The organism is Rhodanobacter thiooxydans LCS2 (genome assembly GCF_000264375.1).
In the GTDB taxonomy this organism is placed as follows: domain Bacteria; phylum Pseudomonadota; class Gammaproteobacteria; order Xanthomonadales; family Rhodanobacteraceae; genus Rhodanobacter; species Rhodanobacter thiooxydans.
Window position 1 is genome coordinate 15851 of record NZ_AJXW01000062.1, and the last position, 12353, is coordinate 28203.

Here is a 12353-nt window from a genome sequence, read left to right on the forward strand (position 1 = left end):
TACTGCTTGCGGCGCTTATGCGTGAAGAAGACGAGCGGCGTCATGATCAGTGACGAATATTTTTACTTAGAAGATCATTTTGTAAGTGCGCCAAGATCACCTAGCATCATAAAATCAAATGAACCTGACCCCTTTTGTTAAAAATCCGGCCCCAGAAACGGAGTAAATCAACCTGACCCCTTTTGTTCGGCCTATCGCAGCTTGTTCGAGAACATGATCGCCCCGACGGATCTGGCGGCCATCCGGGTACACACCCAGCAGCAACGCGCCTGGGGCAGCGATCGTTTCCGGGCGCAGATGGAAGCGCTGGCGGGGCGCGCAGCCGGCATCAGACCCAAAATTCACCTGTACCCCTCCAAAAATCCAACCTCAGAAATCGATTAAATCAACCTGACCCCCTTTTTATTTACTATTTACTATAAATGTATATACCCAAGCGACCCCTGATGTCATTCGATAACAAAACGTATTTTTGTACCATCAGGAAGATCTCTTATCTGAGATGCTAGTTGCCCGCGCAAACGCATACCCCGCTCGGCATCCATAAGAATAAGATTTGACAGTTCAAAAGCACCGCCGCAGACAAACGGAACTTTCGGCACGAGTCTCTTACCCGCCGGAAGCGCACCATGACTTTGCTGCCAAGCTAGCGCCAGTGGCTGCCCTGTCAATACTCTATAGTCATCGAGTACTTCTTTAGCCCAAGCATCAAAGTTCTTACCAATAAACTGCATTTCTGCAGTCTCTGGATCAAAGGACCAGATCGCATTCGACTTTATGCAAAATTGCGACCCAAATAGATCTTCAGAGAAAAATAGGCAGCCATCAGCTAAATCGCCGTATTCTGAGCGCCACCCCTTATTGTCATTCCACTCATCCAGACCGACACTATTAGATGACGTCTGCGCGGGAAAGATATGAAGTGCCGAATGAAATATGTACGTCCCGTTTTTCTTGCGCAAGACTTCTACCAACTCCTCCGCCAGGGTACCTGCCAACTCCCGCAAGTGGGCCGCGATTACGACATCCTCGACACCAAGCCCAGGAGAGCCAAGATCGATCAATTTCAGAAAATTCTGTCCCAAATTGCTCATTAGTCTACAACCTCAATTCTCACCCGACTCCCGTTAGGGAGACCTCGACACTGTCCGCCAATGCATGCGCCTGACCCACGATTATCCGACGGATTGACGTGGCGCACACTCGCTCCACGCCCACCCTCGTCAAACATTGCCGGCGGGTACTCATCTCGATCATAGCCGGGCTTGGATTCTGTACCTTCCATTGATGCACGTCGATTTAAACCTGAACCAGGGCGATTGATTGTAAGTGTATCTGGATGCCCGGCGGCCTGCGCATCCCTGATATGGGCCGCCGACTCGGGATACTTTGCCGCAGAGATCCTGACAACTTTTACACTGTCATCAACCGCATTCGCGACATCTCTAGCCACGTCATCGGCAGAGCTGGCAACAGCGGAATCTGCCTCCGCACCAAGTCGCCCCACCAGTGCGCGGACGCCCTTGCCAACAAAAGGCCCTAGCACTTTAGCTACCTTGCCGCCAATAGCGCCAAGACCTGTGTCTATCAACATGGAACAGAAGTTGAAGCTGTCCTGCTTATGATTCAGGATCCGCAAGCCCTGTGTAGTGAGATTTCCCGCAAGCCCGCCAGCCGCGCCCGCCAACACAGGGTTGAATGTATAAAGGAAAACCTCACCCGCTACCGCGCCACTAACAGCCGCACCTGCGTAATTCTCCCAGCCACTGAATTCTCCATGATAGAGATCGATAGCCCCTTGTATGGCCATACCTATGATGGCGCCACCAATGATGGCAGTGGCGTCGTCGATACCTAGCCACAATCCATAGGCGTCGTAATAGATTGTCGGTGCTGAGTTGGCGTAAAGGTAGGTGTTGGTTCCCCCGGCTAAGCCAATCGGATCAGAACTGATATAACGACCCACCTGCGGGTCGTAATAGCGGTGCAGGTTGTAGTGCAGCCCCGTTTCGCTGTCGGAATACTGTCCGGGGAGGCGCCAAGGCTGGTAAATCGTGCTGCCGCTGGCCAATGTCGCCTGACCATCGACGGTGTAATCCGTAGCGGCCCATACGACCGCCCCCGTCTTGTCAATCACCCGCCAGGGCGCGCCCTGCACGTCATTCAAGTAGTAGTAATAGCTGCCGTTCTGGCGCGTGAAGATCGGCGTAGTGCCGTACTGCTCGCCAACCATCCAGCCATAGCTGCGCAGTACCGCGCCGGCCTGATCCGCTTCGGCCAGCACACCTTCGCTACCCTGTAGAAACAAGGTCAGCCCGGCCGCGGCCCCGGTAGCCTGAGCACCAGTTGCGGTGACCTCCTTGCTTAGCCGATAGCTGAAAGGATCATAGGTATAGCGCGCGATCGCCTCATTGTTGGCGTCGCGGACCTCCAGCAACCGGTTGTAAGCGTCGTACAGATAATGCGTGACACGTAGCGCGCCGCTGGACGCGCTGTCGGTCTTGCTGGTCAGGTTGCCGTCAACGTCGTAGACGTAGCTGACACTGCCGCGCTGAATCAGTCGGTTGGCATCATCGTATTGCCACGTACCGGAGGTGTTGCTGTCGCTGGTGCGATTGGCTGCCGCGTCGAGCGTGAATGCCCGATCTCCGCCAAAACCCGCCTTGTCGGCCCCGGTCAGGTGCAGCGCATCGTCGTAGGTATAGCTGGTGGACTGCTCGGCGATGCTGCGCCGAGTGAGTTCGCCCATCACGCCGTACTGGTAACTCTGCGACAGCAACGTCGCCTGATTCGGCGAGATTGCCCTGACCTCGGTGGTTTCGGAGAACGCGTTGTGCGAGACAGTCAGGCGGCTGCCGCCAGGAAACACGATCTCGCTGGGCATCAACCATTGTCGAGCCGTGACACTGATGGAGCCCGCGCCCGGCAGATCCATCCGATCGAGCTGGCCGTTGCCGTTATAGGCATAGGTTATGGTGTTCCCGTCTGGCCCGGTATAGCTCTTGACCTGGCGATTGGCGTAATAGGTATAGCTGCGACTCAAAGTGACGCCGCGCTGGGTTACCGCCTCACGAAGCAGGCCATCGTTGTCGTCGTAGCTCAACGTAGCGCTGGCGGTCGGGGTATGCCACTCGATCAGATTGCTGGACGCGTCCCAGCGAAAGGTGTCGTGACTTTCTTCGCTGCCATCGGCGCGTTTGGCGATACGCTCGACCAGCCGTCCGCCAGCGTCGTAAACCATGTTGATGGTTACGCCGCTAGGCCGGACCACACTGGTCAGACGCCCGCCAGCGTCATAGCCGTAATGCGTGGTTTGCCCCGCCGGATTGGTCTCCTCGATCAGTTTGTTGCGACGGTCGTAGGCCATCCTGGTGCGATGGGCACGCTGATCGGTAATACCCACCACGTTGCTGCGGTGGTCATAATCCAGCCCCACCGTATGGCCCAATTCATCGGTCTGCAATACGGCACGGCCTAGCCTGTCGTATGCAAATGCCTGGCTCTTGCCCTTCGCGTCGGTGGCGAGCGCCAGCGCACCGCGCGCATCGTACGAATACTGCGATGCACGCGTCTGAGCGTCTGCTATCGCCGAGCTTTGCGTCAGCCATCCGCGCGCGTTGTATTTCATCAACCGCGTCAGCGTGGGATAGGCCACCTTGGTGACCAGCCCGTTGCCGCGATCCTGTCCATCGCTGTCGGTGTAATCGAAAGTGGTTGCACTACCGATCCCGTCAGTCAGCTTCTGCATGCGGCCGAACTGGTCGTAGTCGATGCGCGCCGTCTGGCCCACCGCGTCGCTTGCCGCGACCATTTGTCCCATCGCGTTGTACTGCAGCTGCACGGCCGCCCCGTAAGGGTCGACCAGGCGCTGCATCCGGCCCGCGGCGTCGTAACTCAGCTGGCTCGTTTTGCCACGGGGATCGGTCACCAATAGCGGGCGATCGGTCTTGTCGTAGGTATAAGTCGTGGTGTTGCCGTTGGCATCGATCGTGCTCAGCACGTTGCCATTGGCGTCATAGGTGAATGCGGTGACATGGGCGTTGGGGTCGGTGATCCGGGTGATCTGGCCGAGCGTGTTGTAGGTGTAATGCCAGACTTGGCCCTCGCCATCTGTCAGCTGGGCAACATTGCCCGCCGCGTCGTAGCCGAGCTGCATTTGCGCATCGGGATCGGCGATGCCATCCGCGCGAATGCCTCCCTTACTTGTGATGCGCTCGGGTTCTCCACGCTGATTGAATTCGTACTCGCTGCGCTGAGCCTCAGGCAGACCGACAGCCACATCAATTGATCGCACATTGCCATGGGCATCATAAGAAAGCTGCGTCTTGACGCCTGACTCATCGACGGCTTCGGTCACGTCGAGCGAACCGGCCGCGTAGCGATAAGTCTGCTTCGTACCATCGGCCGCCGTGCGTTCGGTAACTTGATCGAATGCATCGCGTACGACCTGCGTGGTGCTTCCCCGCGCATCCGTGTAGCGCGCATTGCGCCAGTCGCCTTGCATGCTCAACAGCTGCTTGCCGTTGGCTTCGTAATTGACCAGTCGCCCTTCCTGATCAAGAACCATGAACTCACGCGAGCGCCCGGCAGAAGTCGCCGGGTGGCTCACACTGATGTTGAACTCCTTCTTGAGCTTGTCGTAACCGTACTCGACATCGGTTTGACCGCCGTCGGGGGCGATCATCCTGGAAATTCGGCCGGTGACGCCGTAAACCACCTGTGTGATGCGATTTTCCGCATCGGTCACTTTCTTGATCTTCAGCGTGGTGTCGACGGGTAGATTCTGATCACCACCGCTGTCGCCAGCGCCGCCGTAGTCGAAGGTGGTGACGTGTCCCAGAGCATCCACGACGGCATGCAGGCGGCCCTTGCTGTCGTACTGGTACTGGACGCGGCGAATGCTGCCATCAAGCGGAGTATGGTCACGCGCTTCCGTGATGAAGTCGCCATTGCCGCTGTACAGCAGCGTAAAGACGGTGCGGCCGTTGTCATCCAGCACCCGCTCGATCTGGCCATGGCTGCCGTACTGCATCCAGACCCGCACATCATTGCGGTCACCGTAACTGCTGATGCGACCAAGGTTGTCGTACTCGATCCATTCACCGCTGCGGTCGATCCAGCGGAAACCATTGACTTGCGTTGTAGCCACACCGCCATGCCCCGGCTTTCCGGCAGGCGGATGCGCATTGGGGCCAGCGCTGATCGGAAGAACGGGCACCATCTGCGGCCGCACGATGAATCGTGGATACTTGCTGCTGACGTAGGTGCTGCCGTCGGTGCTGCGCGAAAAGCCCACGCCCTTGCGCGCAATGGCCTGAAGTGCGCTCAGGTCGGGGAGTGGATGGCCCTCGGCGTCCCGCCCGAAAGCGGGGTCATTCGGGACTCGTGTCTGCTCGATCCTGGCGTCCGGCGCCTGGGGAATGACTGCCGCCACGCCCGATGACGCTGTGGTGTCGCAACTGTTGATGCCGTCGATGATGCTGCAGGTGAAGAACGCACCAATGGAGGCATAACTCGACTTGTAGAACGATGGATTGCCCAGCCCCGACCACTGTCGGTTGAACACCCACCGGTTGCCGTCGAAGTCGCGGTTGACCCGCACGAAGCCTCCCGGCACCTTCACCCGCAGGTCGTCCTGGGCGACGGTGAAATCACCGTTTGCGCTACCCAGCCCCATGCTGCCGTTGCTGCCCAGCGGATAGACCTGGGCGTGGCTGGTGAAAGCAAAGCAGGCGAGAAAGACGGCTGCCAACAAACGGCTGACATGCCGACGTGATCGAGCTTGAGTGGGCGACGGCAACATCCTGTTGTTCAAACGCAGTGTCATTATTGACCGCCCTCGTTGCCGCCACCGGATTGCTTGTTCTTGGGTTCGAAACAGTCGCCGCTGCCCTTGGTACACAACGGCAGACCGGGCAATGTGGATGTACCGGGGCCACCCGACCCACCCCAGCCGCTGCCACCACCAGCCGAACCGCTGCCCCCACTCCCACCTGTCGGATTGGTGCCCGCCGGGCAAGCGCTGGACTCGACGTAGAACCAGTTCGCCGAAGAACCGCAGTTGTTGCTTTCCGCGCCATTGGCGCAGGTGTAGTTGCAGGTCACCGGATAGCGTTTGCTGTAGGTGTAGCAACCGGCCGTCCCACTGACACCGGACGATTCCGATGCCGTGCCTGGGGCCGCCAGCGCCGTCGCACCACTCGTCAGGGTCGCCGTGCTTGGCGACATGGTCCGTGCGGCATCTGCGTCGGCGGATGGAATAAGCAACCTCGTTGAACCGCCATCCGCTTGCAACGCAACAGCCCCCACGGGGTCAGGCGAAGGCGTGGCCGCTTCGGCACCCCCATAGCTACGCAACGCAATCACCCGGTACGGCAGGCGCACGCGCTGCTTCGCCTCAAGCGTGGTCGGCGGCTGCACCAGGAACTCGAACTTGTAGTAGCCGTCGGCTTCCGGCGGGTGGGCCATCACGTTGTCGGCGCGAATCAGGCCGTAGTTGGTCAGGGTCAGTTCGCCCTGGAACACTTCGCCCGCCGCCATCTTCGGCAGGTTGATGCTGGTGGGTTGCAGCACCACCACCGGGGCTGGCACGTCAGTCTCGAACGTGGCGTTGAGGGTGATTTCGTAGCGGTCCTCGATGGTGATCTCGCGCACCGACCATTCCACCGAGATCAGCGTGTACTCCAGGAAGATCGGCTGATTGACGATCAGGCCCGGTTTGACCGAGAAGCGGCCAGTGCTGTCCTGATGGTTCTGTGCGCTGGCCTTGAACTTGTAGCTGCCGGCCGGCAGGTTCTGGAAGAACGCCTCGCCAAAGGCATCGGTGGTCAGTTCATAGGTCTGGCTGACCACGGCTTCGTTCTGCACGAAGATCCGCGCGCCGGCCAGGCCCGGGATCAGGTTGCCGTTCTTGTCGCGGGTGGCGGTATAGATGTCCGCCGCCTTGAACAGTACGTTGCCCTGGCCGGACTGGGTGACCGAGACGAAGACGTTGACGTCCTCCGCCGGCAGGTTGCTGCCGGCGATGCGCAGCCTGAACTCGTAGATGCCTTCGGCGACCTGGGCGCCGGGAGCGATGTTGAGATCGATGCTGCGCTTGTCGCCGATGCCGATGGTGCCGAGGTTCGGGTCGGACGCCAGGCTGATCCACGCCGGCGCCGCATTGCCGTCCTTGTCGAGCAGGCCGGCGGTGACGTCGTTCATGGCGACGAAGCCCTTGTTCTCGATCAGCACCTTCTCGATCGTCGACTGGCCCTGCGACAGGCCCGCCTGCACGTAGTTCGGCGTGGCGTACAGTGCCGGTTTCGCTTCGGTCAGCGTGTAATCCACACTCAGCAGCGTCAGCGGCGTGCTGCCGGAGCCGTCGCTGAACACGGCCAGCACCAGGCGCCCGCTGGGGGCCGCCGTGTTGTCGCCCGACACGCTCACCGGCAGCGACAGGTTCTGCTTCGGCGCGATGTTGATCGGCGCGCCCGGCTCGACCTTGATACCCGGCAGCAGCATGCCGCTGGGCTGGTATTCCGGCGCGTAGACGACGCGCAGGTTGGTGGCCTGCGAGCCGGTGCCGGTGGTCGCCCGGTAGTCGATCTTGTAGGCGTAATTGCGCGGCACGCTCAGCTTGAACGTGGACGGCCCCACGTTGACGCGATTGATCGTGAAGCGCGCCTGGTTCGGGCGATCGGTCATGTCCGGGTGGATCGCGCCGACCTGATATTCGCCGGCGTCGGTCACGGTGGGCTTGAAGATGTAGCGGAAGGCGCCGTCGACATCCGTGGTGACGTTGGCCACCCGCTCGAAACCTTCCTGGTTGATAGCGATCTTCAATGGTGCATTCGGCACCGGCGCACCGCTGTCGCGATCCAGCGCACGGCCGAGGATGACGACGTCCTCGGTGCCGCTGGAGATGACCGGCGATGCGCTGGAAACCTCGCCGTAGTACGGCGTGTTGCTCAGCGTCACGGTACGCTCGCTGCCCATGCCGGGAATCGAAACCGCGTCGTCCTGGCCGGTAGCGTAGTGCAGCTGGTCGACCTCCAGCCGCAGGCGCACCTGGTCGGGGCTGGTCGCCGGCACCGGCATCACGAAGGCGTCCGACAGATAGCGCTGTCCCGGCGCAATGCGAGCAATGGTCTGACCGGTGGCCAGGGTCACCACGCCGGCGCCGGTCGCCTGCTGGTACGGCGTGGTACCGAGCAGGTTGCCATCATTGTCGAGCAGCTTGAGGCGCAGTTCGTTGGAGGCATCGCGACCGTTGTTGCGCGCGGTCAGCAGTTCCACCTCGACATCGGAGGTGTTCTCCACGCTCAGGCGCACCTTGCCGCTGCCGCCGCGCACGAAGCTCTCGGCGTCCAGGCTGACCACCAATGCACTGTCGACCACGTCGACCTGACGCTGCCAGCCCAGCCGCACCCGTTCGCCCTCGTGCGGCACGCTTTCGATTGCCACGGTGACCGCGGCTGGGCTGGGCAGGTCCGGGTAGCCGCCGATCACCACCGGCGCGATACGCGTGGCATTGGGCTCCAGCGTGAACAGTTCGGACTTGAACGTACGCGTGCCGATGGACACCACCACACGGGTATCGAGCAGCGACGTGGCCGAGAAGTTGGAGACCTGCATGCCAAGCCGGTTCATCACGTTGCGCTTGAGCGGCAGGCCGGTCACGATCTGCGCGCTCGCGTTCGGCAGCGTCACGCTGCGCGCCATGCGCACGTCGTTGGCGTCGACCGCCTCCACCGTGTAATGCCGTTCGCCGCCGGTGAAACCGGTATCGACCAGCTGGTTGGCGGTGATCGGCGTCGCGGTCAGCTTGACCCGCGCATCGCCTTCACCGACATAGACGTCGTAGCCCACGGCGCCCTCGCCGTTCGGTGTCCATTGCAGCACCGGCAAGCCGCTGCCGATCTGTTCCACCTGCAGCGTCTTCACCGGCAGCAGGCTGAAGTTGAGGTAGACGGAATTGGAGATCGCCGATTCGTTGCCGGCCGCATCCACCGCGGTCACCACGTAGGCGTGCTCGGACTGCGACGGCGTGGCATCGACCGCCTGCGGCGTCTTGATGCCCTGGCGGATCGGGGCCAGGCCATCGACCGAGGTGATCGTGGCCGTGGCGGCGCGGTACAGCCGGTAGCTGGCCGGCGCAGTACCCACCGGCGGCTGCCAAGTGGCGATCACGCCCTGGCTGCCCAGTGTCAGCTCGAGATTCTGCGGCGCACCAGGTGCGTTGCGGCTGCTGCGCACCTCGGCCACGGCCGACTCGTCGCTCTGCGTTTCCTGGCCGTTCGAACTGCGCACCGATGCCACCGAGTAGGCGTACAACCCGTCGACCGGAGTCTGATCGGTGGCAGTTGCCGCAGTGCTGCGCGACAGCGGCGTCCGCTGCGTCTCGCCCGGCGCCTGGCGGAACAGCTGATAGGCGCTGGCGCCATCCACCGCCTGCCATGCCAGTTGCACCTTGCCGCCCGGCAAGGCCGTGGCCATCAGCCCCACCGGCACGTTCAGCGCGGGCAGCTCGCCCTGATAGACCTGGAACGCATTCGTCGTCTTGATCTGCGAGGACAGGTTGCCAAGTGCATCGGCGGCGATCGACGCAAAACCGAGCTGCTCGGCATTCGGCAAGCCGGCGTCGGCAGGCAGCTGGAATTTTGCGCGCCAGTGTGTGGCGTCGATGCGCTCGATGCCAGCCAGCGTGACCGGGGTTCGCGCTGCGCCCGACAGGTGGTACTGCAAGGCCGGCGTCTTGTCTGCCGGAATGGCCTCGTCGTAGGTGAAGATGGCGGTGACGTCGCGCGACGCGTCGACCTTGATCGGTGCGGCCGGATCGAGCGCGATGGCGATCAACGCCGGGCCGACCGTATCGATCTTCAGCGTGGCGCCTTCGCGCACGTCGACACCGCGATTGCCGGTCACGTCACGCGCCGAGAACAGCACGTTCGCCACGCCCGAACCGGCACCGGAGGCGAGGTTGAGACTGCCTTCGTAATGGGTGTCGTCGCGCTTGATCAGGTCGACCGGCATCGGCAGGCCGCCTTCCGGCACCACGCTCAGGTACGGCGTGCCGAGCAGCGGTTCGCTGACGGTGAGCTTGATCGCAACCGCGCCCTGGCCGTAGGTCGCCGTGGCCGCGTCGTAGGTACCCTGCGGCTGGTATTCGATGCGCACGGCATACGGTCCGGTGCGATCGATGCTGGCACTGGCCGAGCTACTCGGCAAACTCGGTACGTCGGCGGCATTCAGCGATATCACCCGATAGAAATAGCCGCCGTCGCTGGCCGGCACGTCGTCGTGCGCGGTCGTGGCGCGCGGCAGCCGCACCAGCTTCTGTGCTTCGCTGATGGTGCTGAACTCGCTGCCGGCACGATAGATCTCGTAGGCGAACGCATTGGGATCGCTCGATGCCGTCCAGCTCAGGTGGATCTTGCCGTTGACCAGCGCAGCGGCGAGATTGGTCGGCGCTGCCGGCACGGTGGTGTCCAGGGTGACCTGCACCGGCGCGGACAGCGCACTGCTGCCGTACTGGTCGGTGGCGGTGGCCTGGATCTGGTTGCTCCCAGGACTGAGGTTGAACGAGGCCGAGAAGCGGCCATCGACACCCGCCGTCACGGTGGTGCCCACGGGTTGCCCGTTGAGCAACACCTGCACCTGGCTACCAGGCTGTGCATGGCCGGACACCGCCACGCTGGCGTTACGGGTGGTGCTGCCACCAATTGGCGCATTGATCACCGGAGCATCCGGAACGGCATGGGCGACGGTCACTGCAAAGCTGGCGGTGGTGGCATTGCCCAGTGAATCGAGTGCGTGCAGGGCCAGCGTATGCGCACCGTTGGCGACGGCATCCAGGTCCAGGGCGACGGTGTAGCTCGCGTTGCCGCTGGCGGTGGCGACCACGACGCCGTCGAGCAGCAGCTCGATGCGCGAGATCGCGCTGCGGTCGGTCGCGGTGAAACTCAGACTGGTGCTGCGTGTGAACGTGGCGCCGTCGGCCAGGACCACGCCATCGACGGTGATACCGGCCAGCTGCGGGCCTTCGGTGTCGGGCACCGGCGCAGCGTGCGATACGGTGACGGTGACGCCATGCTCGCCAACACGACCAGCCTGGTCGGTGGCGACGGCCTTGATGAGGTAATTGCCGTCGGCCACTGCATCGGTGTTCCACGCGAAGCTGTAGGGTGCCGCGGTGCGCGTGACCAGCAACTCGCTGCCCTGGAAGAACTGCACCTGCTTGATGCCGGACACGTCGCTGGCGCTGGCCTCGATGGTGATCGGCTCGCGGATCAGGCTGCCGGCTGCCGGGTTGGTCAGCTCGACCGTCGGCGGCTGGGTGTCGACCAGCACGCCACCATCCAGGGTAGCGGTGACCACCGTCCCAGTCGGGTCACGGAATTGCGCGGTCACGGTCTTGCGACCATCGCCGTTGGACAGGGTGTAGTCGACGGCGGCGCGGCCATTGGGCAGCGGCTGGAATGCGACCCCGGAGAAGCCGCCGTTCTCGGCAAGGCGATACTCGGTGGCGTTCACGCAGGAGAGTTCAAGCGCAACAGAACTCTGTTCGAAGAATGGCGCGGGCGCGGCCAGGCGCACCGTCGGATTCAGCAGCGGCACCGCCGTGAGGAAGCCGGCGTATTTCACGCCCGCGGATACCGCGTCGCCCTGCCCCTGCGGATTGCCGACGGGATCCTTCGGGCCGCTGGCATGACCCCACCAGTTGCCAGTGGCCTGGATCAAGGTCGCCGGCGTCTTGTTGAGGACTGCCTCGCTGCGGTTCTGTGAGAACTGGGTACTGCCGATCACCGGTGCGCTGTTGCCATCGGCCTCGATGCCAACCGTGTTGCGCAGGAAACTCGACCCGCTGATCGTCGGTGACGCGGCGTCAAGCAGGCGCAGGCCCGTACTGGCGTCGGTCACCTGCAGGTACTGCAGCGAGGGGCTCACGCCGCGCAGCGTCAACGCCGCACCGGCTTCGCCGCTGCCGCCGTAGCGGATCAACAGGTCGTTGACGGTCGGCACGCCAAACGCGGCGGCCGACTTCTCGATACGCAGGCCGCGCCAGTCGCCGATCGCGGCAACCTGTGCAGTTGGGTTGGACTGGCCGCCGAGCGTATCGTCCTTCTGGCTGGTGAATGCGATGCCCTTGCCGCTCACCAGCTTGTCGCGGACGACAAGCTGCGCGTCCGCTCCGAACTTCACGACGACACCGTCGGCCAGGGTGAGATCCGCGGCGGCCAGAACGGACGGCGTGCACGCCAGCACGCCCACGCAAATCGAGCGCGCCGCCAGACGCCACAGCGACCCGCGGCGCATGAGCACATCAGCATGTTGTTTGAAGTGACTCATCGTGACCGCGCGTCCCTACTGCG

General features: G+C 62.5%; 4 protein-coding genes. 1 reads left to right on the top strand and 3 read right to left on the bottom strand.

Going from position 1 to position 12353, the window contains the following annotated elements; all coding sequences use genetic code 11:
* Window positions 1-213: 213 nt before the first annotated feature.
* The gene (locus UUA_RS19830; RefSeq protein ID WP_167316986.1) at window positions 214-384 is read left to right on the top strand and encodes a hypothetical protein; all 171 of its coding nucleotides are present in this window, start codon (window positions 214-216) and stop codon (window positions 382-384) included.
* Between the two features lie 65 nt (window positions 385-449).
* Here UUA_RS19830 and UUA_RS18930 read toward each other — a convergent pair whose 3' ends face one another.
* The 3 genes from UUA_RS18930 to UUA_RS12810 are packed head-to-tail and all read right to left on the bottom strand — an operon-like array spanning window position 450 to window position 12297.
* Window positions 450-1094, bottom strand: a complete 645-nt coding sequence (locus UUA_RS18930; protein ID WP_201029827.1) for an SMI1/KNR4 family protein — start codon at window positions 1092-1094, stop codon at window positions 450-452.
* Window positions 1094-5827, bottom strand: coding sequence for an RHS repeat-associated core domain-containing protein (locus UUA_RS12805; protein ID WP_081491563.1), 4734 nt, complete (start codon window positions 5825-5827; stop codon window positions 1094-1096). Before UUA_RS12805 ends, UUA_RS18930 begins: the two co-directional genes overlap by 1 nt.
* Window positions 5827-12297, bottom strand: a complete 6471-nt coding sequence (locus UUA_RS12810) for an Ig-like domain-containing protein (RefSeq protein WP_008437534.1) — start codon at window positions 12295-12297, stop codon at window positions 5827-5829. The genes UUA_RS12805 and UUA_RS12810 overlap by 1 nt, the downstream gene beginning before the upstream one ends.
* Between the last annotated feature and the right edge of the window lie 56 nt (window positions 12298-12353).

What these genes read in the sequence shown, in the direction of transcription:
- UUA_RS19830 (WP_167316986.1), top strand. Translation starts at nt 214, where the DNA reads ATGATCGCCCCGACGGATCTGGCGGCCATCCGGGTACACACCCAGCAG.
- UUA_RS18930 (WP_201029827.1), bottom strand. Translation starts at nt 1,094, where the DNA reads ATGAGCAATTTGGGACAGAATTTTCTGAAATTGATCGATCTTGGCTCT.
- UUA_RS12805 (WP_081491563.1), bottom strand. Translation starts at nt 5,827, where the DNA reads ATGACACTGCGTTTGAACAACAGGATGTTGCCGTCGCCCACTCAAGCT.
- UUA_RS12810 (WP_008437534.1), bottom strand. Translation starts at nt 12,297, where the DNA reads ATGCGCCGCGGGTCGCTGTGGCGTCTGGCGGCGCGCTCGATTTGCGTG.